Below are 26,511 nucleotides of genomic sequence, written 5' to 3' on the forward strand. Positions count from 1 at the left end.
AGGTGATACGAAAATGAACTATAAAGATAAAGTCGCGCGTTATAACAAATGCCTAGACATCATGATTGAAATTAACGAATTAAGACGCGAATACAGTCCGTCCATTCCGGAAGTAATTGAATTCCGGAAACTTGGCCAGGACTTCAAGCGGTCTGAGGATCCGAATTTAAAGCTTCTGGGCGCTCGTACTATCGATTATGTACGCGAGCTACACGAGATGGCAACGTTATTGCACTATTTCTCTCCAGACAGCCGGGCAGTTCGCAAACAAGAAGCGTTACTGAATAAAGCAAAAAGCGGGATGACCGTTGCCATTTTAAGAATACAAGGGGGTGAGTTAGGTGGCGTTTGATCTCAAAGCAGTCATAAGAATGACAGACAAAATTTCTAAACCTTTAAAGCAAATTCAAAGAAATACCGAAACACTATCTAAATCAACGACGGCTCTATCTAGCAACATCTCCAAGACGTCCAGCGTCGGTAAACGTGAGTATTCATCACTAATGAATTCTATGGGCGTACAAACCGACAAATTTGCGAACATGAGTGCCGAAAAAATGGCGTTCTATAAAGAGAAGTTTATCGCCAACGTTGAAGCCATGCAGAGGAAAGCTGGGCAGAGTTCGAAAATGCTCGATATGCTCGGGAACCACCCTATGTTCACTGTTTCGCGTGGTCTATTGCGTGTAACGCGTGGCCTAGACGAGATTGCTAAAAAGGGGGATCCTGCGTATGTAGCGTTAAAGCAATTAGGCAAGGGCGCTAATCTTAAACAGATACATGATCGCATTAAGCTGATTAACAGCGGTCTTACCCGTATGAATCAGATACTGCTGTTCGGAGGACTGGGCTTCATCGGTCTGAACTATGGACTCGTTAAAGCATCTAATGCGCTTGATGGACGTTTGATACCGGCCCTGGATGCGCTGAAAAAGGCGTGGGCACCGGTGATTAAACCGTTCGTGCAGGCGTGGACGACGGTTGTTGTCTACATCATGAAAGGCGTTACGGCGATGGGTAAATTTTTGGGGAAGCTTTCCGAAACGCATCAAACGATATCTAAGCTGGCGGGCGCCTTTATCTATCTAACGTTCTTATTTACGTTACTACTTTCGCCTCTGGCAATATGCGGTAAGTTGGTGCCGGGACTCGCAATAGCGTTCCGATCGTTATGGCTGGCCGTGAGTCCGTTTATTATCGGGCTTGGTACGGTAGTCGGTGTGGCTGCGCTTGTGGCACTTGCTGTTATCGGTATCGGTGTGGCGCTGGTTATTGCGTATAAGAAGGTCGCGTGGTTCCGAAATGGTGTAAACGCGGCTTGGAATTGGATTAAGACGCAGACTGTCGCAGCTTATACGGCGGTCGCTAACTTCATTAAAGCGAAATTGGACCAAATCAAACAGTTTTGGGCGTCAAATGGAGCGATGATTAAAGAAGCGATGGGTAACGTAGGTACCGTGGTAAAAGGCATAGCGATGGGTATTTTCGCTGTGATGTCGTTTGTATGGCCGGCTATCAAGTCGTTAATATCATCGGTCTGGAGCGGGATTAAATCGATTATCTCCGGTGCGGTTAACGTGATACTTGGCGTAGTTAAGCTATTCGCTTCTGTTTTAACCGGCAACTGGTCCGCGGCTTGGTCGGCAGTTAAACAGATTCTGAAGGGAGCTCTACAAATCGTTATTGGCGCAGTAAGAACAACGTTCGGCAGCGTAAAAGATGCAATTGCATCGGCGATGGCTTCTGCGAAAGACAAAGTTGCGGGGTTCTTTAGTCCGTTGCTTGGTTTTATTGACCAGGTGAAGTCGGCTTGGAGCGGTATGGTTTCTTCGATTCGCAGCTTTAAGATGCCGAGTATCGGAATGCCGAAGTTTCTGGGCGGTAACGGGCTAATTCAGTCTGGTAAATCACATGCGGGCGGTCTTTCAAACGTTCCGTATAACGGTTACCAGGCTACGTTGCACAAAGGAGAACGTATATTAACTCCAGAAGAAAATAAGGCGTTTAATAACGGTAAAACGGGCGGAAATACGTTCAAGTTTGGCGATATCCATATTAACGGCGGGCCGACTGACAAACATACGGTTAGACGCTTGATGGATGTAATGGTTAAAGAAATCGAAATGGCCGGCTTGGCAGGCTCGTAAAAACAAATAGCCGTCATTCTTTCGTAAGGGTGGCGGTTTTTTCATTGTTCTGTTATAAGAAGATGGACATAATATAGTTTTAAGTAGGGGTAAGAGGGAAGTATACTTGTAAACAATTATTGGCTATACTTGTAAAGTTTTTACTTTTTTAAAAGGTTTTTGGTGCCTTAATGGGGAATTTATGTTAATATTAAGCACAGGAAGGGGATGTCTTATGACAACACTATATAAGACCGCTACGCTCGATATTGACACTCATCAAAGGGCACGGTACGCTAAATCGTCCGAAGGAGTGAGTGTAGTTATGCAAGAAAGAAAAGATATTGAGGAAATTAAAGAAATTTTAGGTTTTAATAACACTGAACCGATTGCGCTATCTCCTGGAGATCGTGAAGATGCCGAGGAAAAAGGTGACGCGTTTGCAGAGTGGTACGAAGAGGAGTTGCGAGAATTCTATGAGCGCGGAGAATAGGCATAATCTTAAAAAGCTTAGTAAAGTCGCCTTAGATCGCCGTAACGCCGATCAGGGCGATTTTTTCTTTGGGAAAATTATGTTACAGGGAAATCTCTGTTCCCGTCCTGTTTTTGTGGTGGGAAAGCATGGAGATTCCAATGATACTAAAGATGTAATTATTTGCATAGGTACAACGCAACCTCAAAAATCCGATTACGATATTCCTGTACAACTACGTGAGAAGACATACATACGAACAAATAAAATATACACTATAGGCAGGCATCAATTAGAATTTAAAATTAAACATTCAGTTAATCCTGTAGATATTCATACCATATGTGAAAACGTAGAGAAAGCCATAAGATTTAGACAATAATACAGAGGACGCGATGAATATCGGTTCTCTTTTTTTTTTGAATATAAGACATTTATTCCTGGATTCCCACTAATTCCCTGTAGCGTATTGCTAACCGTCACCGCCCGCTATTTGCTACGTTATACAGCGGAGAGGTGTTTTTTATGACGTTCGTAAGTCCGATGTTACTCGGTAAAATTGACGCACCGTTTGATGACTCGCAGTACATAGCCGAACTGAAACTCGATGGTTTCCGCTTGGTCTATTCATCGTTGGGCGCCAAACCCCGCCTGTATACCCGCCATAACACCCATGTCACTTCGCGATATCCTGAATTAACCGCGCTAGACCTTCCGCCTGGTATCGTTTTAGACGGTGAGCTAGTCGTATGTGACGCCGACGGCAAACCCGATTTCGAAGCTTGTATGTCGCGGTTCAGCTCGCGTAAATCGAAGCAAGCGGTTACGTATTGCGTATTTGACGTGTTATATAGCGACAACCAGTCCGTTATGCATCTACCGTTAGTCGAGCGCAAGGCTTTATTAGACGCAATCATACCAGTAAACAGTCCAACGCTAACAAAGGTCGGCGTCATTGACGGCTTGCACGCCCGCCAGCTTTATGACGTATGCTGCGCGCAATCCTTAGAAGGCGTAGTACTTAAGCGAAAGGACTCCGCATATCTTACCGGCAAGCGATCCGATACATGGCTAAAGATCGTCAATTACACGTTTACTGACGTATGGGTGGCCGGCTTAACCGCAAACGGCGACTGGCTGCTCGAGTTTGATGACGGAACCCCCGCCGGTATTTGCGAATTTGCTCCGCCGTTAGCGCGTAAGACCGTTTACCGCAATTTCGAAGGCCGTGGCGAACCGATTAAAGTACGCGTCAAACACCGTAGTCTTACGAAGGGCGGGTACTTGCGCATACCCTCGTTTTTACATTTTTTATGATCAAATACAACTATAAGCTGTTGGATTCCGGTGTAATTAATGATAACCGAAATTCCACACTCTTTCGTAAGGGTGGCGGATTCTTACATTGAAAAAACCACCCCATAGATTGGAGTGGTTTTTTTATTATTACTGATTAAACCCTTTATCAAAGTACATATCCTCTTGTCCAATTAGGATTTCTTGCTTGCAATTTGGACATTTAGCCTCATTATTTTCAATCCTTGAACTTCTAAAGGAAACTTCGTCCAATTGAATAGGAGAAGTAAAAGACTTTTTGCATTTGGGACATTTAACCATCAACATTCGATCATACACCTCCTTTGGTAATTTACAATTTTCTACAACTAAAAAGGAAATTCCTTCTAATTGTCGAAAAGTTAGGTATGAAAGGAGAGATATTTCTTGAACAAGAAAAAGCTAAGATTTGCAATTTTAAAAGAGATTGATGCTGGAAACGCTCCTTTGAATGAACACGACTTTTCTGTGAGCGAAGAGGAATTCGATGAAGCAATTAATTTCCTTACCAGAGAAAAGTACCTGATTGGTATTACTTGGGGAGACAACAGACCTATCGTGAGCTTGATTGGCCCAATAGTTACTGAAAAGGGTGAAACATATCTCGAGGAAAACAGTTTGTTGGCAAAAGCATATAAAGGATTAAAAGAAGCTAGAGAATGGATTAAGTTATAATTTGGTAACATTTGTTAACCTTGGTCATCGAATTAGAAAAGTGAGTAACATATGGAGAATCGGCAGCACAAAGTCGGTTCTTTTTTATTTCCTGTTTACAAGAACATGTGTTCGGTAATAATATAGAATAAAGGAGTGATTTACTATGTTAAAGGATCGCGGTGGAATCAAATGGACTTCTTTAATGTTACCTGAACACGTAAAAGCCTTGCGCGAATTTGATTGGGACATAACGAAAATTGAGCGGCCGGTATTAGATGAACAACAACTCGAGGAAATAAATGAAACGATATGCGCAGCCATGGAGTTCAATAAAGCGGTTAAGATTGCGTATTATAAATCCGGTCGAATCGAAACTACAAACGGCCATATTCATTATCTTGACGTGCATAACAAGCAAGTACGCCTCGTCAACAAAGGCGGCACGATAAGCCGTATTAAATTCGAGGATATAACGGAATTAACCATTGATGAATAGGCGCAGTTTGGGTATTATAAGGTTATCGCAATACACCGTCTTGAACGGTTGTAGTTATCGACCCTTTGCGCAAATAACAATCGTCTGAAACGTACATAAACGTTGATATTATCGTAAATAATCTCACGCACAACATACCGGAGGATTCACCATCGACAACCCGAACGCCATCGCGTCCTGCGGATGCGGATCTTCCTTCCGTACAGCCGTCAATGCCGGAACTCCTGAAGAGTGCTAATAAGCTATACACGGTAAAACCCCTGACGAGTCAGGGGTTTTTTATGCGAACATTTTAATCCCGCTGTGAATACCTTTGTATCATTAAAGGAGGAAGCATAGCGGGAATGACAAAATATATTGTTGAAGTGAGAAGACAATTAAAAAACAGGCCGGGCCTTACCGTTGAAATCGAGTTCCCAACACAAGAAGAAGCCGAAGCCTATATTCAAACGGTGTATGATGATTATGTAAAAGGACAGGAAGATCAAGTGGATTATGAAACCCTCACATACAGTGAAGAACAGTTTCAAAAAGAAATCCTTGTCCGCAAAAGGAATGAAAAAGGAAAAACCATTTTCTGTCTATTGCTTACAACCTACATGAAAACTATGTGAATGATTAATTCCCCAAAAATAAAAGAAAAACAAGGCCCGCCAAGTCAGAAAGAATGGAGCCTCCCACATACAGCCACTTTTTCCGGCCAACATGGCGGCTACTTGCCATCATGAGTCCTGTCCCCAGTATAAAGAATACAATACCGATGATAATGAAGATGTTCATAAAGAAAAACTCCTTTTTCAATAAAAAAACCCGGTGCGCCAACACCGGGTTATCGTTATGGGTTTATGAGCAGCACTTGTCTGCTACAGCTAGTATAACACACACGCTTTGTGATACCAACTGTTAATTCAATCCAGTGCGCGCTCGACTTCCTGCAACAGCTGTTTCAGCTTGGGCAGTGCTTCTTTCACATCTTCCAGAAATGATTCATCAGAAATGTGAAGAGTCGCCGTCTTCCGCTGTAGCTCCTGAAGCAGCTCAGCCACCTCAATTTCATCTTCGGTCCATTGACGGTTCAAATTCGTCTCATTCCTCCTTTTCGCACATTAAAGAGCCGGCGTTAACCGGCTCGGAAATTAAAACAAGCTTGTGCTGTGCTGGGGCTGTGTTTTTGCTTTTGGATCAATATACGTTTTTGCATTGTTCACAGCAGTAGGGGCTTCCCCAAATCCGGCAGCAATCAGTTTAACTTTGCCATCATAGGTACAAATATCACCGGCGGCGTAAATGCCAGGAATACTTGTTTCCATTTTGGAATTGACAATAATGGAATTGCGTTCAATATTAAGGCCCCAGTTCTTGATTGGACCAAGAGAGGACACGAAGCCATAGTTGACAATAACCGCGTCCACTTCGACTTTTTCTTCCACATCTTCGTTTTCTAAAAGAACATGGGTGATCTTTTCATTATCGTGGATCAATTCTTTGATCTGATAGGGTGTTTTCACCTTCACAGATGAATTGAAGAGCTGTTCTACGCTGTGCTCGTGAGCACGGAATTTGGCACGCCTGTGGGTCAGTGTCACCTCTTCGGCAATCGGTTCAAGCATAAGAGACCAATCGAGTGCAGAATCACCGCCGCCGGCCACGAGAACTTTTTTGCCGGCAAAAGCTTGGAGGTCGTTAACAAAATAAAGGAGTGATTTTCCTTCAAACTGTTTCGCGTTCTCCAGTTCAATTCGTCTTGGCTGAAAAGCCCCAACGCCTGCTGTGATGATGACCGCTTTTGAATAATGCGTGTCTTTATCTGTGGTCAGTTCGAAGTGGTCTTCTTTTTTCTCCACGGTCTGAACCGATTCCTCAAGCACCACATCAGGGTTAAATTGTTCAGCCTGGACTTTAAGGTTATTCACAAGATCCTGAGCCAGCACTTTAGGAAAACCGGCCACATCATAGATGTATTTTTCAGGGTATAAAGCGGAAAGCTGTCCGCCAAGCTGAGGCATGCTTTCAATAATTTTAACCTTCATTTGCCGCATTCCACCATAGAACGCCGCAAACATACCGGTGGGACCGCCGCCGATTATCGTAATATCATACAGATTTTCTTCCGTCATTTTTCCACCCCCGGGGTAATTTACTCTCCCTTCATTATAGATAGAAAGTGTATGAAAAGAAAGGATAATACCATATTCGCCAATCCATCAAAACCCTTATGGGACTTGAAAGGGCTTTTATCTTGTTTTATTAAAAATTATGCGCTCCGTTTATTAAAATTTTCTTAAAAACGGTTGAAACTTGTCCGGAAAAGGAATAAGATTATAGAGGAAAAAATATGGTGAAATTGTGACAATTTTCGTCTTTATCTATCCTACTACGTGAAATACGTCACAAACTTTTTTGGCCTTTCATATTTCAATCCATGTTAGGTCAAACTAAAAAAAATCTGAAGTGGAAGTGATCATATGAGTAAGCCAAAAATTTTGATTATTGGTGGAGGATATGGCGGTATGATGTCCGCTGTACGACTGGAGAAAGAGCTTGGATTGAACAATGCTGAGATTACGCTTGTAAACAAGCACAACTATCACTACCAAACAACATGGTTGCACGAAAACGCAGCCGGTACGTTGCACCATGACCGTACACGTATCATGATCGATGACATCATTGATACAAATAAAATCAACTTTGTACAAGATACAGTAGTTGAAATCAAAAAAGACGAAAAGCGTGTCATTCTCCAAAATGGTGAATTAACATACGATTACCTTGTTATTGCTCTTGGATCTGACCCTGAAACATTCGGTATCCAAGGACTTAAGGAAAATGCAATGAGCATTCGAAGCATTAACTCTGTTCGTGAGATCCGCGAGCATATCGATTATAATTTTGCCCGTTACAACAATGAAGGACAAAAACAGGAACTCATCAATATTGTTGTCGGCGGTGCTGGCTTTACTGGTATCGAGTTTGTCGGTGAATTGGCAGACCGAGTTCCTGAACTCTGCAAGGAATATGATATTCCACGTGAAAAAGTACGCATCATCAACATTGAAGCAGCACCAAATGTACTGCCAGGATTTGATGAAGAACTTGTGGAATACGCAATTAATAATCTTGAACGCCGTGGTGTGGAATTCCTTGTGAACACTCCAATTAAAGAGTGTAACGAAGACGGAGTACTTCTTGCATCTGGTGAAGAAATCAAGGCTGCAACCGTTGTTTGGACGGGTGGAGTGCGCGGTAACCATCTTGTGGAAGAAGCTGGCTTTGAAACCATGCGCGGACGTGTAAAAGTGGACAAAGACCTTCGCATGCCTGGTTATGAATATATCTTCGTAGTTGGTGACTGTGCGTTAATTATTAATGAAGAGATCAACCGCCCTTATCCTCCAACTGCACAGATTGCAATCCAGCAGGCATATACCCTCGCGCGCAACCTGAAAACGTTGATCAATGGCGGAGGAAAGATGGAAGAATTCACTTTTGACAACAAAGGTACAGTAGCTTCTCTTGGTAAAGGTGAAGCGATTGGAGTAGTCGGAAACAAGAAGTTGTTCGGTTCCACTGCTTCAGCAATGAAAAAAGTCATTGATAACCGTTACCTCTTCTTGCTTGGGGGCGTACCAATGGTCGTTAAAAAAGGTAAGCTTAAATTATTTTAATTAGCATAACCAACATAGTAAAGCAGAGTTCCCTTCGGAGCTCTGTTTTTTTTATATAATAGAGCATAAAGGTATCGTGAAGGAGAGGTAGGGACATGAGTAATAAGAAAAACAGAGGCAGTGTTTGGCTCGCGGCAGCCGGACTCGTCATTCAGGATGGCAAATGGCTGATGGTCAAAAAGAATTACGGCGGGCTTAAAGGAAAGTGGTCCATTCCGGCAGGGTTTGTGAATGCCGGTGAGACAGTGGATGAAGCGGCAGTCCGAGAGGTAAAAGAAGAAACGGGAATGGCAAGCCGGCCAGTTGGAATCCTGGGAGTAAGAACAGGTGTGATCAATCATGAAATCAGTGACAACATGGTTATTTTTCTTCTTGAACCTGAAGGAGGATCCCTCATTCCGCAGGATAGAGAAATCCAGGAGGCGCAGTTTTTGAGTCCTGAGGAACTGCGGAATGATCCGGCAACTTCGGTTATGGTTCACCATTTTCTAAATGAAAAAGAATCAGCCCTGTTGGAGCACATTAACCCTGGTGATATTTTTGGGTACACTTCTTATAAAATATTTGATAACCGATGATATTGTAAGAAAATCGTACAAAGATTCAGATATTTATTGATGTTTGCGCTTACATAGGCGATATGAACGAAAATGCCACCTTTTCAAGTTTTCCGTTTCCTGTTATATTATCAGAAAATTCAAACAAGGGGAGTGCCGTCTAATGACAACATCCACTCGTACAAAAACACAAGAGAAGTGCCAATACTGTGAAGGAAAAGGCTATTTCCAACTATTATTAGGTGGCTCAGAGACTTGTGAAGAGTGCTGCGGCAGCGGTAAAAAGAGAAAGGCATAATAAAGAAGAAGGAGCATCAGCAATCAGATGATGCTCCTCTTTTATTATCCTTATATTGACTTTAACCGCCTGTTTCAGTAAACTAGCTTTGAATACGGGGGTGAAGAAATGTATTTACCGCAGTTGTTTATTTCCATGCTTTTATTTATTGTACTGTTCTTTGGAATCGGTTTCCTTTTAAACATGCTGTTGCGCTCGACATGGGTAATGGCTGTGATTTATCCCGTTGTCGTTGTCATGATTGTGGATCATGTTAAATTTTTTACATATTTCTCAAGTCCGGCAAAAAGCTTTTCTCAGCTTGGACAGGACTTTATTCATTTGCAAGCGGTCGATATCGCTATTCTGGCATGCGGGATGATTGGGGCCATGATGGCCGGAGTTGCCATCCGTATGCTGCGGGTAAGAGGATATCAAATGTTTTAGAATCTTCTGTTTACACAGGAAGGTTCTTTTTTTATGCCTACTTACCGCAGTATAAAATTTACTTCTCTTGGAAAATACTACGTGAAGAGAGGAGTGAGGGTTTGCGTTATCTCATAAAGAGTGCCAAAAGGCTAATGATGACTGTGCTATTGGTGTGGGCCATTCTTGCTACCTTGTCTTCCATATCAGGAGTAGAAGCAGCAGATGTCTCACACTGGGCAGCCGTAAGCCTGCAGGAACCGCAAAAGAATATTTTCGAGCGTGCAGGAACTAAAACGATTCTGGTTTTGTCCCAAGCCATGGAAAAGACTACCGGCATATGGGCGCATGAATTTAAGGTGAATGCGGAGTCATTGGCCCCGAAAGAGACAGCCTTGGATCAATTTGATGTTTCACCTTATCCATCGGTTAAAGTAACCGCCACCGGTTATACTGCCGGGGTGGAATCCACCGGTAAAAGCAAAGCACATCCTGCTTACGGAATTACCAAATCAGGACTCAGGGTCAAGCGGGACCTTTATTCTACAATCGCAGCGGATACGAACATCTTTCCGATTGGCACCATCCTGTTTATACCGGGCTACGGTTTTGGTGTGGTTGCTGATACCGGTTCAGCCATTAAGGGCAGAAAGATAGATTTGTATTTTGAAACGATTAAGGATGTTTATGAAAAGTGGGGCAAGAAAACCTTGAGCGTGTATGTCGTCCAAAAAGGGTCCGGCAAACTAACCGAAAAGGAACTGAAAACATGGAACGAACAGAAATCCATGCAGCATTATCGTAAACAATTATATTAAAAAAAGCTTCAAGCGCGATGGCTTGAAGCTTTTTGCTTTAATTAGCCGTTTGGGTGGGCTGTTTCCGCTTCCATAATACTTGATGCAGCTTTTGCAGTCCGTCGATCAGACGAGGGGATGGCCGGCAAAAAAGGTGCTCATCAAGAATATGCACCTTATTCGCCTTGACCGCCCGCAGCTCTGACCAGCCTGGACGTTTTTCCAGTACTTCCGGTTTCACTTTTTGTTTTCTTACACCTACCCAAGCGATGCAAATCTCGTCAGGATCACGTTTGATTACATCTTCCCAGGTGGTCTGGATGCTTGGCTGCTCCATATCCTCAAATACGTTAACCGCTCCAGCCAAGTGGGAGATCTGGGTCAGCCAATTTTGCTTTCCTGGTGTAAATACAGGTTTTGGCCACCATTCCCAGTAAAGCTTCTTCTTTTCTTTAACACACGCAGCGAACGTTTTGTATTCATTTATCAATTCTTTATATTGAGAAACAAGGTAATCCGCACGCTTTTCGACACCTGTTCTTCGGCCGAGGTCGTTTAGATCCTCTGCAATGTCTTCGAGCGTGTTTGGGTTGTACACGACATGTGGAATGTTGCGCCGTTCCAACTCAGCGATGTTTTTTTCCATTCCCGGAACACTTAGGGAAGCGATCACAAGATCCGGCTTTAATTCTTCCACCATATCCATATTGATCGACAGATCCGGGCCCACCTTCGGCAGCGTCCGGACCCGTTCCGGCCAGTCGGAAAAATCGTCAACAGCCACCAGCTGTTCCGTTAACCCCAAATAATCAACAAGCTCAGTATTGCTCGGACAGATAGACACTAATCTCATGAATCTTCACCCCTTAAATAACGAAGAAAAGCCAGTATACAATCAGTGTTTGGACAATCCCAAGCAAGGCGCCGTAAAATACTTCGTCTGGCTGATGTCCAAGAAGCTCCTTTAATTGCTTGTGCTTTTCTTTTACGTCGGTTTTTTTCATTGCTTGGCTGACTTCCACATGCTCGCGAAAATCAGTTACTAACTTATTCAATACGGCTGCTTGTTCTCCTGCATGCCACCGTATTCCTTTTGCATCATACATGACAATGATGGCAAACATGCAAGCTACGGCGAATATCGAGCTGCCCAAGCCTTCTCTAAGAGCAACTCCAGTTGCAAGCCCGGTAACTGCGGCAGAGTGTGAACTTGGCATCCCTCCTGTACTGATAAACAAATCCCATCTCACTTGTTTTGTCTCCAGGTACGTAATTGGTATTTTTAAAAATTGAGCCATTAATATTCCTAATAAGGAAGCAAGTAAAGGAAAATTAAAAAACAGGTCCATAGATCGTCTCCTCGCAGCCTTTTTTCTACAAAGTATAGAGATAAGTTTGTTCTAATGCTCTCATAATACCCTTTTTTTTCTGTCTGCAATCTTGTTGTTCAGTGGGGAAAAAATAAAGTGATGCAGAAGCAATTTGGTATGATAGGAATGAAAGCAGGTGGGGGAATGAACTATCCAATGGAGTACTATCAGTTTTTTATATCATTCAATGAAGGAGACTACTATACCTGCCATGATCTCCTTGAGGAAATGTGGATGACGGATAAAAGCAATTATTTTTTGAAGGGGCTGCTGCAAATGTCAGTGGCTGTGTATCATTACGAATATGGAAATGTAAAGGGAGCCCGAGTCATGATGGAGGCAGCCCGTCATTATTTAACAGACTATCGTCCGTTTCATTGGGGATTGGATTTGGAGCATGTTTATAATTTTATTGTAGAGTGCTTGAGGAGAATGCCAAAACAGATAAACATGGTTTCGTTTGAAGAGGTGGATTCCTTGCCGGTCCTGCCGGAGCTGATCCTGCTACTAAAAGAGAACGAAGAAGAATAAACTGAATTTAACACACCTCGCAAAGGAGGATTTGCATGTTTACGATAAAAGAAAACTGGAAGAAAGCAGATACAGAGGAAGCGCTGCTTGTCGGCCTTTGGGCCGATTATAAAAAATTGGAAGGCATTCCTGCAGAGCTGGATAAAGCGTTCAACGGCCACATTACACAGCTTTTGCGAGAAGGGGATATACTGACACATGCCAAGTCTGTAACCAAGGTCCATACATTCGGAATCGTCGGAGCCAAGCGGATCTACTTTATAGGGTTAGGGCGCCGGAATGAAGCAAAGTATGAAACGATGAGAGAGGCTTTTGGGAGAGCGGTGGGGCAGCTTACCCGGGAAAAACGGGAAAAGGCGGCCATTGTAATGGAAACCTTTGAAAATGAGAGGATTGCTCCTGAAAGGCTCGCACATGCTTTGGCTGAAGCCGTCACTGCGGCCAGCTACGCATTTGAAAATTACAAAGAACGAACCAACGAGCGGGACAAAAAGCTTACAGAGATCAGGGTCTACAGTTCCGACAGCCGGACGGGGAATGGGCTTTCGACCGGTTACGCCTTTGGAACAGGAGTCAATACGGCACGCAACCTCATCAATACACCAGGAAATCTGATGACCCCCACCGATTTGGCCCAGGCTGCCATGGGGATTGCAAGGAAATACAGGATGGACTATGAGATCCTCGAGCGGGAAGATATGGAGCGGCTTGGCATGGGGGCGCTTCTTGCTGTTTCACAAGGATCGGAGGAACCGCCTAAATTGATTACGGTCAAATACAAGGGAAGGGACTCATGGGATCATGTGCTGGCCCTGGTTGGAAAAGGCCTTACCTTTGATTCGGGCGGGTATTCGATCAAGCCAGCATCCAATATGCATGAAATGAAAAGTGATATGGGAGGCAGCGCCGCAGTCCTCGGCGCCATGGAGATTGTCGGACAGCTAAAACCGCAAACCAATATCCTTTTTGTCATCCCCTCAAGTGAAAACCTCATTAACGGGAAAGCGATGAAACCGGGAGACGTTTTTACCTCACTCAGCGGTAAAACGATTGAAGTAAGAAATACGGATGCTGAGGGAAGGCTCATCCTGGCTGATGCCATATCATATGCGAAAGAAATGGGGGCCAATTATCTGGTAGATGTGGCGACACTGACTGGAGGCGTAGTGGTCGCTTTAGGTGATACCACGACAGGAGCAGTGACAAATAACGAAGCTTTTTTTGAGCAGGTGAAGGCTTCAGCTGATCATGAGGGGGAATATCTTTGGCAGCTTCCCAGCCATCCTCATTTTAAAGAAATGCTGCGCTCAAGTGATGTGGCAGATTTGAATAATTCCACCGGACGCCTGGGCCACGCCATCACCGGAGGTCTTTTTGTGGGAGAATTCGCAGGTGAAACTCCGTGGGTTCACCTCGATATCGCTGGAACGGCTTATTCGTCCAAACCATCAGCGCTCGGGCCAAAAGGGGCAACGGGAGTAATGGTAAGAACATTGGCAGGTTTAGCGATGAGCTTTCAAGATAAGGAATAGGAGTTACCATTAAAAAGCATGGCACCTGTCATGCTTTTTTACATAAAATAAGGGCAAAGAAAAAGATTGCGGTAAGGAAAAGGCTATACTATAATATAATTATTATCATTTTATAATAATTTTAAAATAATAAAGAAAGGGGACTCATTTATGGCTGATTACGATTATCACCATCTCCCTCACGTAAAGGTGCAAAGCCGTTCAAAAAAGACACTGTGGGTCACTTTGCTGTTAACCCTGTTTTTCACCATTGTTGAAGTGATCGGCGGTTTGATCTCCAATTCTCTGGCGCTTTTATCCGATTCAGCCCACATGGTCTCCGACGTACTTGCATTAAGTTTAAGCATGCTCGCCATTTACCTTGCCACAAGGCAGCCAAACGCCAAATTCTCGTTTGGTTTTTTGCGTTTTGAAATTATTGCTTCATTCTTAAATGGTCTTGCGCTTGCCGTTATTGCTCTTGGGATTTTTATCGAAGGCATCAAGCGGTTTATCCATCCGGAAACCATTAACTTTCTGTTGATGCTCATCATTGCGTTCATTGGTTTGGTTGTCAATATTGTGCTTACTATTGTTTTGAGCCGCAGCATGAAGGAAGAAGAAAATCTAAACGTAAAAAGTGCGCTTTGGCATTTTATCGGGGATCTTCTCAGCTCCATAGGTGTTATCTTGGCTGCTTTTCTGATAAAACTGACCAATTTTTACTTTTTTGATCCGCTGATCAGCTTGATCGTCGGAGCCATCATTTTTACTGGCGGTTTTAAGATTTTAAAAGAGTCCTATTTAATCTTGATGGAATCTGTTCCGGAAGGGCTGGATTTGGACGAAATCCGAGCGGATATTGCTAAAGTGGAAGGGGTAGAGGATGTACATGAGCTGCACCTATGGACCGTCACAACCGATCACCATTCCCTGACTGCCCACGTCTTTATTAATGAGCATATTCAGCCGTTTTGTGTCATTCTGGCCGTTAACGAAATGCTGAAAGAAAAGTACAAACTGAAGCATACCACTGTCCAGATTGAACATGCCACGATCCACCATCATGGAGAATATGGAAAGCAGTTTTTAGAAGCACAAAAAACATAAAAAAGAGTCCTTCATTTTCGTGAAGGACCCTTTTTTTGTTATTTTTTATTTCCCGGGACCACGGTCTGTACAACAGTAGAGCTTTGGCTTTGGTCGGTTTCAGATGTGCTTGTAAAGGTGAGTCTGGTCAGTTTTGGGTTGTCTTTTCCGTCTGGAATTTTAACATAAACGGGAACCTGTACGCTTTTTCCCGGTGCTAATTCTATGACGTTGTTTTGCAACTGAACCTCCCAGCCTGCTTCTGTTTTGGCATGAAGGCGAATAAGGTCTTTTGCTCCTCCAGTGTTGGTTACAACATATTTGTATTCAGCAACCCGCCCGGGAGCAGCAAACTGATAAGGGCCTCTTTGGGCTTTCACACCCCGTTCGTACGATCCTGAGCCATCCATATTTCTGACAGCCACACGGTAGGTGAGGACACCCTGGCCGTCGGTTTTCTTTTTCAGGATGTAAAAATGCAGGCGGTTGTAGGAATCTTTATACTCACTGACGACCCCGTCACCTGTTCCTGCTTTAAAGAGGGAGTCGGCAAGCTGCTGGAAATCTCCTTTGGAAAGCATGGCTGACGATCCGTCGGGCCGTTTGAAGTCGGTTTGATTAATGTCCTCTTTATGGGAATCAACCACCCAGATATTTGGGGCTGCTTCTGTATTTTTTGTTTTGGCCAGCAATACACCCGAGTCTGGCACAAAGGAGTCATAGCCGACTCGGTCAACGACTTCGAGGGTGTAGTTGTTATACCATTTGGCTCCCCGCTGCATATCCGCACGCCAGTCATCGTCAAGCGAATTTGGTGGCGTTAAATCTTCCATTTTAATGTTGATGCCATACAAACCCTGCCTCCTGAATTCCTTTCCGCTTGGTACTTCGCGGGATAATATATTGGCGAAAACAGGACCTGTCTGTGCAAGTTCATCACGATCGATATTTAAGTACTGATCTTCGGATAAAAATCCCTGTTTGATTTTGTTCCTGAGCATATGGTGGGAGGGAGCCGAGGCACCAAGAGTTCCGGGAACCATCCAGCGGGTGTGAGGGCCTCCGGGGCCGTTGAAGCTTCCGCGGCTCATCAGCTCCCATGGACCGGAATATGAACGGGATACGGGCTTTCCATAAGGGTTGTTGTAATTGTCACCTAGGGCCATGATATGCCCGAATTCATGGGCGAACGTTCCCATCCCGTCATTTTCTCCCTGTATGGACGTTCCGCCACCAGCGCTGGACCAGATACCTTTTGCCGCATACCAGGACGTCCATGGCACATAGCGGGTGTTCGCAGAATTTGGCATATTAGGATTAGGAGGGCCGAATGCATCTGTCACACTTTCTGGATTTTGGAACATCATTTCGCCAAGCTCCTGCCACACTCCCGATTCGTCATAGCCGGCGTGAACCACAAATTTAAAATCGTACTTTTCACCAGAAGCCTCGATATCTGCCTGTGCTTTCTGGATGGCTTCAGAGCGAAGGTTTTTTCCTGAAAAACCTGGAGGCATATTTTGCATCTGGTTGAATTCATTCAGTCCATATTGAAATTCATTGAAATCCATGCGGTATGTACCAAAGGCGTCGAGGTCAACAGCCCATTTACCAAAGGAGTTTTCTCTCCAATATTCATTGATCGTTCTGTAGTTATTCAGCGCTTGAGGCTTGTTCAGAAAATCGAGCCAAAATTGTCCCATTTTATCACGCGGTATATTTCCTGTTTTGATGGGATTGCCAGCAATTTCAGAGCCTTCAGGATGGCTCAGCATAAATTCACGATCCGGAAAGTCAACGATGATCAACGCGCCTTTCAGTACCCTTTCCGGTTTGACATCTGAATTTCTCCAGTCTATTCCGGGTACAGGGCGATAATCATTCCAGGTCATGTCACGGGGAAGCTTCCAAGACTCCTTGTCCACGGGTTCAGGGAACGTTTTTAAACCAGGCTGATCCGCATAGGCAGGGGCAGAAATTGACATAAGCAGGAAAAAAGAGAGGGGCAAAACAAAGGACTTTTTTCTCACCATAGGCACAGCAACCTCTTTCTATAATTTATTTGATTATTCAAAAAATACCATATTTGGTTGCTGTATTCCTGAATTAATTATCAATTGTCGAAAGAATAGGGAATATTTACCTGTCTTATTGTATATGGGGACGTTGTTTATAGGCTTAATGGCATGGAAGAAGTAGAAAGAAAGAAGAACCTTATTAGACAAGAGGAATGATTCCCTTTACAATAAAAACGAGACGTTTTACTGTAAAGGGGCTAATTATGAACGAAAAAAAATCCATCGGAGCGCAAATTCTGTGGGGGATCATTCTCCTTATTCCGATTTTGATCATTGTGTTTTCCATTGTCGCAATTTTTAGGTATATCTTTTGATCTAGGGGAGCTACCTGGCCAGTAAACGTTTGATTTTGGCCAGTACATTTTCAATTCTCGCTATTAAATCTTCCAAACTGGACGTATATTCTTGAAACCGGCTTGTAACCAGTTTCTTCAGGGAAAATAGATGGCTTTGCTCAACGCTTTTCAAGGAGTGGGCGCGTGCTTTCAATAGAAAAAAGAAAAACCAGCCGTATTTGGCTGGTTTTTTTCGCAATGATTTTAAAAAACGAATGAGTAACAGCACTATACTTAATAGGATGATAAAAATCCATGAAATTAAGGGGAAGCCAGTGCTATAAAGTGCAACAGCTGCGGCCGCAAATACAATAAGCTAAAAGAGCTGTCCTCCAAAGAGGAGGCAGCAGTAAAGAGGCTTTAGGAGGAAAGAAAGGTTCTCCAAATGAATGCAACAAAAAGCGGGGCAGCGAGACATAAAATATATTTTTCAAATCCGCTTGTTAACCATTGGATTTATCGCAGCAATGGTGTTATAGCAAAGAAAAAGAGGTAAACCCTAATTACAAGGGATTTACCTCTTTTTTTGTTAAGCCGCGTTGTGATTGAAGCGGTTTTTGCGATTTTTCGAGACAGCTTTATAGATTCGTGGTGATATAAAGGCTGTAACTGCCGTCAGAAGGATATCCTTCGGAAGAAAAATCAGCATCCCCTTCCATGTTCCAAGGTACGTTACTCCTTCGATGGCTGCCCAATTGGTGAGTGCCACATAAAGGAGGGTTGTTCCAACCGCATAGTTTATAATCAAGCCGATAAATGAGGCAGCAAGGAAAACCGGAAAGCCGGGCTTCTTTGCTTTTTCAAGTACCATGCCTGCAGCATAAGCAGCGACAATATATGATAAAATAAAGCCGAATGATGGACTGAAAACGGTGGATATGCCGCCCGAAAACTTGGCAAACACAGGAGCACCCGCGAGTCCGACCAGCATGTAGACAATCATAGAAACGGCACCCAAACGGCTGCCGAGGAGAAGCCCTGCCAGGATACAAAAGAAGGTTTGCAGCGTAATCGGCACCGATCCGAAAGCCAGTGCTGGAATCCATGATGTAATGTTTGCACCCACGGCCATTAATGCCGCAAACATGGCTGCAAGTGTTAAATCGCTCGCTTTAAATTTCATAATGTTCACCCCAAAAGTAAATAATTAATCTATCCTGATGGTAATTGAAGGGTATATCTATTGTCAACTTAAATTTTATAAAAGGTTAACAAATGAAAATTGAGGGAGGAACGAGCATGTTTTTTGGAAAACCCAAAGTTAAAAAAGAGAATGACCGGGTACCGCCAAATCAAAATGTCACAACGAAATGGCCGGTGCTTCACGTTGGTAATGTTCCCTACTATCCGGACCTGACTGACTGGGATTTAAAAGTCTATGGAATGGTGGAGAAACCAACGACTTTTACATATGATGAACTTCTTACTTTGCCAAGAGCCACTGCACAGAACGATATCCATTGTGTGACCGGCTGGTCAAAGCTTGATAATGTTTGGGAAGGTGTAGCAGTAAAGGATATAGTTAAAGATGTAGGAATCCATCCATCTGCTAAATACGTTTTATTGCATGCGGAAGAGGGTTGGACGACGAATCTCCCACTCGAAGATTTCTTAAAGGAAAGCAGTCTCCTCGCCCATACACATAATGGCGAATCCCTTTCACCCGAACATGGCTATCCTTTGCGGGCAGTTGTTCCACATTTGTATTTTTGGAAAAGTGCCAAATGGCTCCGTGGAATTGAGTTTCTGCCACTGGAAACCCCGGGCTTCTGGGAGAAAAATGGATATCATATGTATGGAGATCCATGGAAAGAAGAACGCTTTAGCTGGGACTAGATGGTGAATATTTTGAAAAACATGGAAATCTACACAAGGAACCGATAAATAAAACAAAGGTGCCCGAGGGCTGAAACAAAGGAAAGAAGTCCCTTTAAATCAATATCTTCAAACCATTTGCGAACTGATGGACAAGCTCAAGGAACGATTCTATGCCTTTTGTGAAACAGCTGCCGATTATTCGGATCCAGTCATTGTTAAAATCAGCCAGGAGCTGGATGAGCTGATGATGTTGTAGCAGCATTATATGAAGCAAAGCTGGTCCTATTAAAGAAGAAGCAGCAAAGAATTATGGCTGCTTCTTTTTGCATTCCTCTGCTCTTGTTAAGGTCTTTATTGTTCCATCTGAATCATGATGGTGAATGAATAGCTTATTATCCTCCTTAATGATTTGTATGCTCTCAGGGGTGTTGCTTGAAATCATTAGAACCGATGAAGAAGAGGATGAAATTTGTTTTACCGGTAGAGTGTAAACAACTCCATATCGTTTAGGGAGAGTCATAAAGTACGTGCTGCCTTCTCTGTACAGTGTTATGAGGGCTTCACCATCTTCGGAATAATAGGTTCCCTGAAAATCAAAAGGCAACGAAGCGTATAATGGTTCATCCATTATCCAAGGAGTGGTGTCTTCTCTTTCGTTGCACAGGATCGCAGCCAGGTCCCGATTTATTCTCGTGACCGGTGTTATATTGAAATTACTTAACACGATGACGGTTACGTCTCCGTCCAGGCTTCTCAGCATCTCACTGCAAAAGCCATTGACATCCCCAAAGTGGCAGACTACTTCTCTTTCTGAAAGTTTGTCAAAACCCCAACCATATCCGTATTTCCCTTTATAGGGGGTACACATCTTTTTCAGGGAACGTTCGGTAAGCATCCTTCCGGAAAACAGAGCTTCAGTCCAAGTAAACAAGTCTTTTACGGTGGAGTACATACCATAAGCACCCAATGGAAAACTCATGTCGATATATTCACTATATATTATCACTTTATCGATGGAATACCCGGTGGCCAGATTTTTCACAATGGTCCTTCCATCTAAAACACCAGAGTCATGCAGACCGAGTGGCTTCAACCATTCTTTTTGGATAAATGAAGAATAAGATTGACCGCTCACCGTTTCTATTACAGCTGTGAGTATGATGTAGTTTGAATTGCTATAGCTATATTGACTGCCGGGTTCAAAGTGAAGCGGCTGATTGACAATCCGTTCAATCAACTGGGAAACGGTCGCAGGAAGCCTCATGTGTTTTTCCCAATAGTCCGGTTGAGCTGCAAAGTCGGGAATTCCGGAAGTATTGGAAAGAAGGTGGTGAAGGGTCACGTTTATTAGAGAGGAACAGCCGGGCAGATGCCATTGTACCGAATCTTCCATATTTAACAAACCCTGTTCTTCAAGTCTGAGAATAGCAGCAGCCGTAAAAGATTTCGTCAGCGAACCGATGGGAAAGCGCGTGCTGGGCGAGTTGGGAACCTCAAAGGTCCGGTTGGCGGTCCCGTACCCTTTAGAGAGCAGAACTTCTCCTTGATATGCCGCAAGAACACAGCCGCTAAAGTGGTCGAAGTTGTCGAGGTTTCTCATGTACTGGGTTAGGTACGATATTATTTCGGATTTATTCATATGTTCCTCCTATATAAAAAATCTTAATTCGATACTTCCTGGTTCGCCTCCTTTTTTCCGACCTAAAAATATCAAACAAAAACCTAAAATCTTCCCACTTGTTTTAAGAGCAATAAATCTTTTATAATACATTTTAAGAAAACGCTTTCAACATCTGGTGAAAAAATGAAAATTAGGTAAAAAGAAAGAAGGGTTTTTATCAGAAATATCAAACAATAGTAAAGAATAAACAGTCTTCTTTTTAGAATATACTAGGACAGAAGGAGGCGGGTTCAATGGATTTTGTGAATAATGAAGAAAACCGCACGAACGATCATCTTAATGCCCAGTCAGAGTACTGCATGGTATGCAACAATGAGCTTTCGAACTGGGAAGAAAAAGAAATATCCATTTGCGACCATTGTGTCAGTAAAGCCATTGGCGATTAGCATTCCAAACCGGAATGCTTTTTCTTTAGGAATCAGATAGACACTTTTTTCACACACTATAAACAAGATCAATGAGGAGGAAATGAAATCATGGCTAAACGAAAACAGTCCAAGGATGCTGCTGCAAAGAATAATCACACCCCGACTGAAAGTATGACCGACATCGAATTTTCTGATGACAAGTTTGTGGATGACCTGCCAACACGTGATACCCAAAGCCCGAAATCAAAAGGTGAGGCATAAAAAGGAGGCCCGGCACATGAGTCGGGACCTCCTTTTTTAATAAGTATTAAAGCGAAAATTGCAATTCGGGTACATATTGGTTCATATGTTTTTTGATTTCTTTGTATTTCTGTTGCTGTGAAGGAACTTGCTCTATCGGATGTACATGCCAGGAACGGTCAACCCAGGTCGGCAAATAGGATGGCTTCTCCAACGTAATCTTTTCCTTTTTCCCTGTTACTGTCTTTTTTACATGAATTTCCATCATGCCTCCTATGTTTTTATAGGGACCGGTTTGTCCCGAAAAGAAGTTGCCAAGAGAATAAGCGACAAAGGCGCGCCCTCCGTTCTTTTTCTTAATCCAGGCGACCGGCTGCAGGACATGAGGATGATGGCCGATGATAATATCCGCCCCGGCATTGGCGGCCATACGGGTTAGCTTCTTTTGTTCCTCATTGGGCATCCGTTCGTATTCATTACCAAAGTGCAGACTCAGCACGACAACATCAGATATCTTTTCCGCCTGTTGGATTCCTTCTTTTATTTTAGTCTCATCAATCAAATTGACAAGATAGGGTTTATCCTTGGGAACTGGAATTCCATTTGTGCCGAACGTGAAGCTCAAGAATGAAAACGTAATGTCATTACGCTTTAAGGTTCGAATGGTTTTTTGATCCTCTGTGGATTTAAACGCTCCGGTATAAGGCATGTTAATTTTGTTCCAGTGCTCAATCGCACTGAGGATGGCTTTTTCCCCGCGGTCGATAGTGTGGTTGTTTGCCAAGGTCACCAAATCCACGCCATTTTCCTTCAACGCATCTCCTACTTCCTGTGGCGAATTAAAGGAAGGATAGGAAGATAACCCTATTTTTTCCCCGCCAATCATTGTTTCCTGATTAGCCACGGTAATGTCAGGTTTTTCCAAATAAGGCTTAACCTCTTTTAGCATCGGATTAAAGTCATACGAGCCGTCCTTTGTTTTAGCTTTATTGTAGACCCGGTCGTGAATCAGGATATCACCGACTGCTCCGAGGGTGGCCTCATGAGTAATCGTTTTTGGTTTTTCTGGCCGTGAGGGCGCCTCCTGTTTGTTGGTGTTTGTTTTCTGGCCGCTAGTTTGTTCTTTTTCATTTACTGAAGGCGCTTCCGTTTTATTGGCATAGAACGGTAAAAAAATGGCCAACAAAATGATCACGACAATTCCTGCATAAACCGTTGTTTTTTTCATCATATAATGTCCCCCTACCTACAATAGTAGGGGATTTTGTTTGAATTTCAAGAAAAATTTAACGTATTGTTCTATAAAATGAACAAAATTCATTGTGGATATTACAAAAAATTGCGATAAATCGCGATAAATGGAGAAAAATAGAAATTATGTCTGTTAAAAAGAACGAAAATCCTTAAATTAACGTTTTCTTCTCCCTATAAAACATGCCATACTACAGTAAGAATGTTGTTCTTAGTAGAGAACAACGAAATAAACATTTTGTTTGTAAGGGGGAAGATGAACATCAAACGTTCTCCATACTGCAGTTGGTTTTTGCGGTTGACAATAAAACTGTCAATCATTTGTTATAGTATCGTTTTCGCTTTTATATATCTATATTCGCCTACGAACGCTTCCTTCAGTGATACGGAAGTAGTTACTGGAACAATCACAGCAAAAGTGATGGATTCTTCGGACTGTGTCACAGAGAAAGATCAGCAGAAATCTTCTTCACAAAGCGACAAAAAAGTCTCCTGTGACAAAGCCGGTGAACCAGCTGATAAGAAAGAGGACGGTAAAGACAAAAAACAGGAAGTGAAAAGCAAGGCAGAAAAACCAGCAGAAAATAAGGATCAGACTGACAAAAAGCAACCGGACAAACCGGCAGTCCAAACACAGAAGCAGCAGGAAACCACAACAGAAACAAAGCCACCTTCCGAAACCAATCCGGAAACAAACCCGGAAAAGACATCAGAAAAAACACCAGAAGATCAGCCGGATAAAAAAACAGACGAAACGACTGATGATGCCGTTTCCAGCCAATCTGTGCAGACTAAAGAGCAAAAGCAGGAAGAAGGGAAGCAAGACCAATCAACAGGGAATGAGGAGACGGAAGAACAGTAACAAACCCCTTTATTCCTTTACTAAGGAGTGGTGCAGCTTATGGCAGCCCTAAGAAAATGGATCAGTAATCTGATTACAGGTGTCCTTTTAATTACCTTGCTATTTATGTTGTTCGTTGTTATTTCATCGAGAGCTTCAGGTGGAGAACCCGCCTTCAACGGGTATCAGCTGAAAACTGTCTTATCCGGTTCCATGGAGCCTGGTATTCAAACCGGTTCAATCATTGCAGTAAAGCCTGGTGGAGACATGACCCGTTTTCAAAAAGGGGATGTGATCACCTTTAAGGCTTCTGAAAATAAATTGATTACCCACCGCATTTATAAGGTGGAGGGCAAGGGTGACAACGTCAGATATGTCACCAAGGGGGACAATAACAACGCGCCGGATCCAGAACCGGTTCTGTCAGCCAATGTTGTCGCCCAGTATAACGGCTTTACCTTCCCTTATATCGGGTATGGAATGGAATTTGCTCAGTCCAAAAAAGGAACCATGTTACTTATGATTATCCCAGGAATTCTACTGCTCATTTACTCTGCCATCACGATTTGGAAAGCCATTCGGGAAGTCGAAATTTCAAAAAAAGAAAGTACTCTCTAATGTGAAACACGGACCGATTGTTCACTGCACTGATTATCTTTGCAGGTTCAATATAAAAAAGTCATATTCCCATTTACATGGGAGAGGGAGGATTAGACATGAGTTTGAAAAAGAAATTAGGACTGGGTGTAGCATCAGCAGCATTGGGGCTGTCTTTAATCGGTGGAGGTACATATGCATATTTCAGTGATTCTGCAGAAGCTTCCAGCACATTTGCAGCAGGTACACTGGATATCAATATAGACCCATCAACCATTGTAGAGCTCTCGAATATGAAGCCGGGAGATTATATCCTTCGTTCATTCGACCTTAAGAATGATGGAACTCTTGATGTCAAAAAAATTCTTTTGAACACAAACTACACGGTAACGGATGCTAAAGGAGATAACGCGGGAGAAGATTTTGGACGACACATCCAAGTTGATTTCCTCTACAACTCTGACAAAGACAATGATGTGATCTACAGCACAACGTTGGCTGACCTTAAGAAGCAAAAGAATCCTGATGCGGTTGCCAAAGGATGGATGGGCGAGAAAAAAGGCCTAAAAGCAGGGGATAGCGATGAAATGCTTGTCATGTTCACATTTGTTGATAATGGCCAGGACCAAAACAAATTCCAGGGAGACTCTTTATCTCTGAAATGGACATTCAATGCACAACAAGGTGCTGGAGAAGCGAAGTAAGGATTGAGGCAAAGGTGGGAATTTATTCTCACCTTTCCTTTTTACAACCAGAGGAAAAAGCGGCTAGCAGCTTTTAGTTTCAGTAAAGGAAGTCAAAGCCTTGCAAAATTTCATCGGAAAACAAATCAAACGCATGCGGCAAAAAAAGGGATGGAGCATCACCAAATTAGCAGAACGCTCCGGCGTATCCAAAGGGTATGTCAGCAGTATTGAAAACCATAAAACAAATCCATCTGCGCAAATGATTATGAAGGTTGCCAGAGCCTTGGAGGTACCGGTGGAAAAATTAGTGAATAATAATGAATATACCCTTGATCACGGTTGGGTAGAGCTGATCGTGCAAGCGAAGGAAATTGGGATTGACCGTGAGGAAATCAGAGAGTTTTTGGCCTATGAAAGCTGGAAAATCAAAAATAAGGGAATGTCAGATGATTCGGTTTGAAAATGGAATCTACCGGAGTGTGCTACAGGGAAATACGGTAGAGATTGTTTACAAAGGGGCAAACGTTTGTGAAATCTACCTCAATAACGTTTATGAAGGAATAGCCCCCTTTGATTATGTCAGGCAGAAACTCTATCAACAAGAGAAAAAAAGACGGCTGGCAGCCGCTTATTATAAACACTATGAATATAAAGAATTTGTACCCATTATTGATGTATCTATTTAAACAAGCCGACATGTACAAATGTCGGCTTAACTTTGCTTATTTCTCCATTTATTGAACTCAAGGAACTCTTTAAACTGATCCTTGCTGACTCCTGAATCCATGGCTTCCTTTACAAGCTCCGCCCATTCATAATCAAGTTCATTCTCATTCACTTCTGATTTTTCATTCAAAAGCTTCTCTACTGGAATATCGAGTACTGCTGATAATTTTTCCAACAATTGCACAGATGGATTGGTTTGGATATTTCGTTCCAGAGAGCTGAGATAGGACTTGGCGATACCTGCTCGTTCCGCTAACGCTGATAAAGAAAGGCCTTTCTCTTTTCGATACTTTTTTACAAGTTCACCAATCACTATTATCCCTCTTTTTTACTACGAATTTGATTATATTATACAATTAAGGTCAGCATCATGTAAATAGAAGGAAAGCGGCATCACAAGGATCTCTCTTTTATGTAAGTTTTTGCAGGAGGAGTAATATAGGTCTTTCGTAGGTATAAACGAACTTCTTCAATACTTAATCCCATTTTTTTAGCTTGCAGAATTAAATGAATCCACTCTTGGTCCAAGTGTTCATTGCTTGTCATTATAAATTCCTCCTCTTTCTGCTTTCTCCATT

General features: G+C 42.9%; 36 protein-coding genes and 1 pseudogene. 26 read left to right on the forward strand and 11 right to left on the reverse strand.

Annotated features, from left to right (window positions below; translation table 11 throughout):
* Positions 1-13 precede the first annotated feature (13 nt).
* The 9 genes and pseudogenes from AS030_RS12745 (at position 14) to AS030_RS12780 (ending at position 5,700) form a co-directional block, all read left to right on the forward strand.
* A complete protein-coding gene (locus AS030_RS12745) occupies positions 14-352 on the forward strand; it encodes a hypothetical protein (protein WP_061972262.1) in 339 nt (112 codons plus the stop codon).
* Positions 342-2,147 carry a phage tail protein gene (locus AS030_RS12750; protein ID WP_061972263.1) on the forward strand — a complete coding sequence of 602 codons (1,806 nt, stop codon included), beginning with the start codon at positions 342-344 and terminating at the stop codon, positions 2,145-2,147. Before AS030_RS12745 ends, AS030_RS12750 begins: the two co-directional genes overlap by 11 nt.
* 304 nt (positions 2,148-2,451) lie before the next feature.
* Positions 2,452-2,619: a hypothetical protein gene (locus tag AS030_RS12755; RefSeq protein ID WP_156412574.1), complete on the forward strand. Its 168-nt coding sequence runs from the start codon at positions 2,452-2,454 to the stop codon at positions 2,617-2,619.
* The gene (locus tag AS030_RS12760; RefSeq protein WP_061972265.1) at positions 2,603-2,980 is read left to right on the forward strand and encodes a type II toxin-antitoxin system PemK/MazF family toxin; all 378 of its coding nucleotides are present in this window, start codon (positions 2,603-2,605) and stop codon (positions 2,978-2,980) included. The genes AS030_RS12755 and AS030_RS12760 overlap by 17 nt, the downstream gene beginning before the upstream one ends.
* 143 nt (positions 2,981-3,123) lie before the next feature.
* Positions 3,124-3,915 carry an ATP-dependent DNA ligase gene (locus AS030_RS12765; RefSeq protein ID WP_061972266.1) on the forward strand — a complete coding sequence of 264 codons (792 nt, stop codon included), beginning with the start codon at positions 3,124-3,126 and terminating at the stop codon, positions 3,913-3,915.
* Positions 3,916-4,320: 405 nt separating this feature from the next.
* Entirely contained in the window at positions 4,321-4,608 is a 288-nt protein-coding gene (locus tag AS030_RS12770; RefSeq protein WP_061972267.1) for a YjcQ family protein, read from the forward strand.
* 145 nt (positions 4,609-4,753) lie between these two features.
* Positions 4,754-5,086, forward strand: coding sequence for a YolD-like family protein (locus tag AS030_RS12775; protein ID WP_061972268.1), 333 nt, complete (start codon positions 4,754-4,756; stop codon positions 5,084-5,086).
* A gap of 139 nt (positions 5,087-5,225) precedes the next feature.
* Positions 5,226-5,324: pseudogene (locus AS030_RS23065) on the forward strand (iron-sulfur cluster assembly accessory protein); the annotation flags it as partial.
* Positions 5,325-5,430: 106 nt separating this feature from the next.
* Positions 5,431-5,700, forward strand: coding sequence for a hypothetical protein (locus AS030_RS12780; protein WP_061972269.1), 270 nt, complete (start codon positions 5,431-5,433; stop codon positions 5,698-5,700).
* A 4-nt stretch (positions 5,701-5,704) separates the two neighbouring features.
* Here the strand turns inward: AS030_RS12780 and AS030_RS23640 are convergent, their stop codons facing one another.
* The 3 genes from AS030_RS23640 to AS030_RS12785 form a co-directional block, all read right to left on the reverse strand.
* Complete coding sequence (locus AS030_RS23640) at positions 5,705-5,866, reverse strand: hypothetical protein (protein ID WP_156412575.1); 162 nt, start codon at positions 5,864-5,866, stop codon at positions 5,705-5,707.
* A 128-nt stretch (positions 5,867-5,994) separates the two neighbouring features.
* Entirely contained in the window at positions 5,995-6,165 is a 171-nt protein-coding gene (locus AS030_RS23645) for a hypothetical protein (RefSeq protein ID WP_156412576.1), read from the reverse strand.
* 57 nt (positions 6,166-6,222) lie between these two features.
* Entirely contained in the window at positions 6,223-7,203 is a 981-nt protein-coding gene (locus AS030_RS12785) for an NAD(P)/FAD-dependent oxidoreductase (protein ID WP_061972270.1), read from the reverse strand.
* A gap of 348 nt (positions 7,204-7,551) precedes the next feature.
* Between AS030_RS12785 and AS030_RS12790 the strand changes: the two genes are divergently transcribed.
* The 5 genes from AS030_RS12790 to AS030_RS12805 all read left to right on the forward strand — a co-directional run bounded on the left by AS030_RS12790 (position 7,552) and on the right by AS030_RS12805 (position 10,832).
* Entirely contained in the window at positions 7,552-8,754 is a 1,203-nt protein-coding gene (locus tag AS030_RS12790) for an NAD(P)/FAD-dependent oxidoreductase (RefSeq protein ID WP_061972271.1), read from the forward strand.
* 95 nt (positions 8,755-8,849) lie between these two features.
* Positions 8,850-9,332, forward strand: coding sequence for an NUDIX hydrolase (locus AS030_RS12795; protein ID WP_061972272.1), 483 nt, complete (start codon positions 8,850-8,852; stop codon positions 9,330-9,332).
* A gap of 142 nt (positions 9,333-9,474) precedes the next feature.
* The gene (locus tag AS030_RS23945; RefSeq protein ID WP_162264551.1) at positions 9,475-9,609 is read left to right on the forward strand and encodes a YuiA family protein; all 135 of its coding nucleotides are present in this window, start codon (positions 9,475-9,477) and stop codon (positions 9,607-9,609) included.
* A 108-nt stretch (positions 9,610-9,717) separates the two neighbouring features.
* Complete coding sequence (locus AS030_RS12800; RefSeq protein ID WP_061972273.1) at positions 9,718-10,035, forward strand: YuiB family protein; 318 nt, start codon at positions 9,718-9,720, stop codon at positions 10,033-10,035.
* A 134-nt stretch (positions 10,036-10,169) separates the two neighbouring features.
* Positions 10,170-10,832 carry a 3D domain-containing protein gene (locus AS030_RS12805; RefSeq protein ID WP_061972966.1) on the forward strand — a complete coding sequence of 221 codons (663 nt, stop codon included), beginning with the start codon at positions 10,170-10,172 and terminating at the stop codon, positions 10,830-10,832.
* Between the two features lie 37 nt (positions 10,833-10,869).
* Here AS030_RS12805 and AS030_RS12810 read toward each other — a convergent pair whose 3' ends face one another.
* Both AS030_RS12810 and AS030_RS12815 read right to left on the reverse strand, forming a co-directional pair.
* Positions 10,870-11,664 carry a cobalamin-binding protein gene (locus AS030_RS12810; RefSeq protein WP_061972274.1) on the reverse strand — a complete coding sequence of 265 codons (795 nt, stop codon included), beginning with the start codon at positions 11,662-11,664 and terminating at the stop codon, positions 10,870-10,872.
* A gap of 13 nt (positions 11,665-11,677) precedes the next feature.
* Complete coding sequence (locus AS030_RS12815; RefSeq protein WP_061972275.1) at positions 11,678-12,160, reverse strand: divergent PAP2 family protein; 483 nt, start codon at positions 12,158-12,160, stop codon at positions 11,678-11,680.
* A gap of 165 nt (positions 12,161-12,325) precedes the next feature.
* Between AS030_RS12815 and AS030_RS12820 the strand changes: the two genes are divergently transcribed.
* From AS030_RS12820 to AS030_RS12830, 3 genes are all read left to right on the forward strand, one after another.
* Positions 12,326-12,712 carry a DUF309 domain-containing protein gene (locus tag AS030_RS12820; protein WP_061972969.1) on the forward strand — a complete coding sequence of 129 codons (387 nt, stop codon included), beginning with the start codon at positions 12,326-12,328 and terminating at the stop codon, positions 12,710-12,712.
* Positions 12,713-12,747: 35 nt separating this feature from the next.
* On the forward strand, positions 12,748-14,244 hold the full coding sequence (locus tag AS030_RS12825; RefSeq protein ID WP_061972276.1) for a leucyl aminopeptidase: 1,497 nt from the start codon (positions 12,748-12,750) through the stop codon (positions 14,242-14,244).
* A 150-nt stretch (positions 14,245-14,394) separates the two neighbouring features.
* A complete protein-coding gene (locus AS030_RS12830) occupies positions 14,395-15,333 on the forward strand; it encodes a cation diffusion facilitator family transporter (protein WP_061972277.1) in 939 nt (312 codons plus the stop codon).
* 38 nt (positions 15,334-15,371) lie between these two features.
* Here the strand turns inward: AS030_RS12830 and AS030_RS12835 are convergent, their stop codons facing one another.
* Both AS030_RS12835 and AS030_RS12845 read right to left on the reverse strand, forming a co-directional pair.
* On the reverse strand, positions 15,372-17,345 hold the full coding sequence (locus AS030_RS12835) for a M6 family metalloprotease domain-containing protein (protein ID WP_240482337.1): 1,974 nt from the start codon (positions 17,343-17,345) through the stop codon (positions 15,372-15,374).
* Between the two features lie 909 nt (positions 17,346-18,254).
* Positions 18,255-18,848: a biotin transporter BioY gene (locus tag AS030_RS12845; RefSeq protein ID WP_061972279.1), complete on the reverse strand. Its 594-nt coding sequence runs from the start codon at positions 18,846-18,848 to the stop codon at positions 18,255-18,257.
* 116 nt (positions 18,849-18,964) lie between these two features.
* Between AS030_RS12845 and AS030_RS12850 the strand changes: the two genes are divergently transcribed.
* A complete protein-coding gene (locus AS030_RS12850) occupies positions 18,965-19,561 on the forward strand; it encodes a sulfite oxidase-like oxidoreductase (RefSeq protein WP_061972280.1) in 597 nt (198 codons plus the stop codon).
* Positions 19,562-19,688: 127 nt separating this feature from the next.
* Entirely contained in the window at positions 19,689-19,799 is a 111-nt protein-coding gene (locus AS030_RS23070) for an aspartyl-phosphate phosphatase Spo0E family protein (protein WP_074440551.1), read from the forward strand.
* A 51-nt stretch (positions 19,800-19,850) separates the two neighbouring features.
* On the opposite strand, the gene AS030_RS12855 is transcribed toward AS030_RS23070, so the two are convergent.
* Entirely contained in the window at positions 19,851-21,182 is a 1,332-nt protein-coding gene (locus AS030_RS12855) for a serine hydrolase domain-containing protein (RefSeq protein ID WP_061972281.1), read from the reverse strand.
* Between the two features lie 275 nt (positions 21,183-21,457).
* On the opposite strand from AS030_RS12855, the gene AS030_RS23650 reads away from it, so the two are divergent.
* Positions 21,458-21,610, forward strand: a complete 153-nt coding sequence (locus AS030_RS23650) for a hypothetical protein (RefSeq protein ID WP_156412577.1) — start codon at positions 21,458-21,460, stop codon at positions 21,608-21,610.
* Between the two features lie 90 nt (positions 21,611-21,700).
* Positions 21,701-21,853 carry a hypothetical protein gene (locus AS030_RS23655; protein ID WP_156412578.1) on the forward strand — a complete coding sequence of 51 codons (153 nt, stop codon included), beginning with the start codon at positions 21,701-21,703 and terminating at the stop codon, positions 21,851-21,853.
* Between the two features lie 46 nt (positions 21,854-21,899).
* Here AS030_RS23655 and AS030_RS12860 read toward each other — a convergent pair whose 3' ends face one another.
* On the reverse strand, positions 21,900-23,063 hold the full coding sequence (locus AS030_RS12860; RefSeq protein ID WP_061972282.1) for a CapA family protein: 1,164 nt from the start codon (positions 23,061-23,063) through the stop codon (positions 21,900-21,902).
* 276 nt (positions 23,064-23,339) lie between these two features.
* Between AS030_RS12860 and AS030_RS12865 the strand changes: the two genes are divergently transcribed.
* The 5 genes from AS030_RS12865 (at position 23,340) to AS030_RS12885 (ending at position 25,893) form a co-directional block, all read left to right on the forward strand.
* Positions 23,340-23,945: a SipW-dependent-type signal peptide-containing protein gene (locus AS030_RS12865; protein ID WP_061972283.1), complete on the forward strand. Its 606-nt coding sequence runs from the start codon at positions 23,340-23,342 to the stop codon at positions 23,943-23,945.
* A gap of 39 nt (positions 23,946-23,984) precedes the next feature.
* Entirely contained in the window at positions 23,985-24,542 is a 558-nt protein-coding gene (gene sipW / locus AS030_RS12870) for a signal peptidase I SipW (RefSeq protein ID WP_061972284.1), read from the forward strand.
* Between the two features lie 98 nt (positions 24,543-24,640).
* Positions 24,641-25,225: a CalY family protein gene (locus AS030_RS12875; protein WP_061972285.1), complete on the forward strand. Its 585-nt coding sequence runs from the start codon at positions 24,641-24,643 to the stop codon at positions 25,223-25,225.
* Positions 25,226-25,325: 100 nt separating this feature from the next.
* Positions 25,326-25,667 (forward strand): helix-turn-helix domain-containing protein, encoded by a 342-nt coding sequence (locus AS030_RS12880; RefSeq protein WP_061972286.1) that lies wholly within the window; start codon positions 25,326-25,328, stop codon positions 25,665-25,667.
* On the forward strand, positions 25,654-25,893 hold the full coding sequence (locus AS030_RS12885) for a hypothetical protein (protein ID WP_061972287.1): 240 nt from the start codon (positions 25,654-25,656) through the stop codon (positions 25,891-25,893). Before AS030_RS12880 ends, AS030_RS12885 begins: the two co-directional genes overlap by 14 nt.
* A 26-nt stretch (positions 25,894-25,919) precedes the next feature.
* Here the strand turns inward: AS030_RS12885 and AS030_RS12890 are convergent, their stop codons facing one another.
* Together AS030_RS12890 and AS030_RS23075 are read right to left on the reverse strand one after the other, a co-directional pair.
* The gene (locus AS030_RS12890; RefSeq protein ID WP_061972288.1) at positions 25,920-26,246 is read right to left on the reverse strand and encodes a helix-turn-helix domain-containing protein; all 327 of its coding nucleotides are present in this window, start codon (positions 26,244-26,246) and stop codon (positions 25,920-25,922) included.
* Between the two features lie 80 nt (positions 26,247-26,326).
* Positions 26,327-26,479 carry an anti-repressor SinI family protein gene (locus AS030_RS23075; protein ID WP_082635814.1) on the reverse strand — a complete coding sequence of 51 codons (153 nt, stop codon included), beginning with the start codon at positions 26,477-26,479 and terminating at the stop codon, positions 26,327-26,329.
* Positions 26,480-26,511 lie beyond the last annotated feature (32 nt).

Source organism: Fictibacillus enclensis, assembly GCF_001457035.1.
Classification (GTDB): Bacteria; Bacillota; Bacilli; order Bacillales; family Fictibacillaceae; genus Fictibacillus_C; species Fictibacillus_C enclensis.

Coding starts and splice junctions, on each gene's coding strand:
- AS030_RS12745 (WP_061972262.1), top strand. CDS start 14: ATGAACTATAAAGATAAAGTCGCGCGTTATAACAAATGCCTAGACATC.
- AS030_RS12755 (WP_156412574.1), top strand. CDS start 2,452: ATGCAAGAAAGAAAAGATATTGAGGAAATTAAAGAAATTTTAGGTTTT.
- AS030_RS12760 (WP_061972265.1), top strand. CDS start 2,603: ATGAGCGCGGAGAATAGGCATAATCTTAAAAAGCTTAGTAAAGTCGCC.
- AS030_RS12765 (WP_061972266.1), top strand. CDS start 3,124: ATGACGTTCGTAAGTCCGATGTTACTCGGTAAAATTGACGCACCGTTT.
- AS030_RS12775 (WP_061972268.1), top strand. CDS start 4,754: ATGTTAAAGGATCGCGGTGGAATCAAATGGACTTCTTTAATGTTACCT.
- AS030_RS12780 (WP_061972269.1), top strand. CDS start 5,431: ATGACAAAATATATTGTTGAAGTGAGAAGACAATTAAAAAACAGGCCG.
- AS030_RS23640 (WP_156412575.1), bottom strand. CDS start 5,866: ATGAACATCTTCATTATCATCGGTATTGTATTCTTTATACTGGGGACA.
- AS030_RS12785 (WP_061972270.1), bottom strand. CDS start 7,203: ATGACGGAAGAAAATCTGTATGATATTACGATAATCGGCGGCGGTCCC.
- AS030_RS12790 (WP_061972271.1), top strand. CDS start 7,552: ATGAGTAAGCCAAAAATTTTGATTATTGGTGGAGGATATGGCGGTATG.
- AS030_RS12795 (WP_061972272.1), top strand. CDS start 8,850: ATGAGTAATAAGAAAAACAGAGGCAGTGTTTGGCTCGCGGCAGCCGGA.
- AS030_RS23945 (WP_162264551.1), top strand. CDS start 9,475: ATGACAACATCCACTCGTACAAAAACACAAGAGAAGTGCCAATACTGT.
- AS030_RS12800 (WP_061972273.1), top strand. CDS start 9,718: ATGTATTTACCGCAGTTGTTTATTTCCATGCTTTTATTTATTGTACTG.
- AS030_RS12805 (WP_061972966.1), top strand. CDS start 10,170: ATGATGACTGTGCTATTGGTGTGGGCCATTCTTGCTACCTTGTCTTCC.
- AS030_RS12810 (WP_061972274.1), bottom strand. CDS start 11,664: ATGAGATTAGTGTCTATCTGTCCGAGCAATACTGAGCTTGTTGATTAT.
- AS030_RS12815 (WP_061972275.1), bottom strand. CDS start 12,160: ATGGACCTGTTTTTTAATTTTCCTTTACTTGCTTCCTTATTAGGAATA.
- AS030_RS12820 (WP_061972969.1), top strand. CDS start 12,326: ATGAACTATCCAATGGAGTACTATCAGTTTTTTATATCATTCAATGAA.
- AS030_RS12825 (WP_061972276.1), top strand. CDS start 12,748: ATGTTTACGATAAAAGAAAACTGGAAGAAAGCAGATACAGAGGAAGCG.
- AS030_RS12830 (WP_061972277.1), top strand. CDS start 14,395: ATGGCTGATTACGATTATCACCATCTCCCTCACGTAAAGGTGCAAAGC.
- AS030_RS12835 (WP_240482337.1), bottom strand. CDS start 17,345: ATGGTGAGAAAAAAGTCCTTTGTTTTGCCCCTCTCTTTTTTCCTGCTT.
- AS030_RS12845 (WP_061972279.1), bottom strand. CDS start 18,848: ATGAAATTTAAAGCGAGCGATTTAACACTTGCAGCCATGTTTGCGGCA.
- AS030_RS12850 (WP_061972280.1), top strand. CDS start 18,965: ATGTTTTTTGGAAAACCCAAAGTTAAAAAAGAGAATGACCGGGTACCG.
- AS030_RS23070 (WP_074440551.1), top strand. CDS start 19,689: ATGGACAAGCTCAAGGAACGATTCTATGCCTTTTGTGAAACAGCTGCC.
- AS030_RS12855 (WP_061972281.1), bottom strand. CDS start 21,182: ATGAATAAATCCGAAATAATATCGTACCTAACCCAGTACATGAGAAAC.
- AS030_RS23650 (WP_156412577.1), top strand. CDS start 21,458: ATGGATTTTGTGAATAATGAAGAAAACCGCACGAACGATCATCTTAAT.
- AS030_RS23655 (WP_156412578.1), top strand. CDS start 21,701: ATGGCTAAACGAAAACAGTCCAAGGATGCTGCTGCAAAGAATAATCAC.
- AS030_RS12860 (WP_061972282.1), bottom strand. CDS start 23,063: ATGATGAAAAAAACAACGGTTTATGCAGGAATTGTCGTGATCATTTTG.
- AS030_RS12865 (WP_061972283.1), top strand. CDS start 23,340: ATGAACATCAAACGTTCTCCATACTGCAGTTGGTTTTTGCGGTTGACA.
- sipW (WP_061972284.1), top strand. CDS start 23,985: ATGGCAGCCCTAAGAAAATGGATCAGTAATCTGATTACAGGTGTCCTT.
- AS030_RS12875 (WP_061972285.1), top strand. CDS start 24,641: ATGAGTTTGAAAAAGAAATTAGGACTGGGTGTAGCATCAGCAGCATTG.
- AS030_RS12885 (WP_061972287.1), top strand. CDS start 25,654: ATGATTCGGTTTGAAAATGGAATCTACCGGAGTGTGCTACAGGGAAAT.
- AS030_RS23075 (WP_082635814.1), bottom strand. CDS start 26,479: ATGACAAGCAATGAACACTTGGACCAAGAGTGGATTCATTTAATTCTG.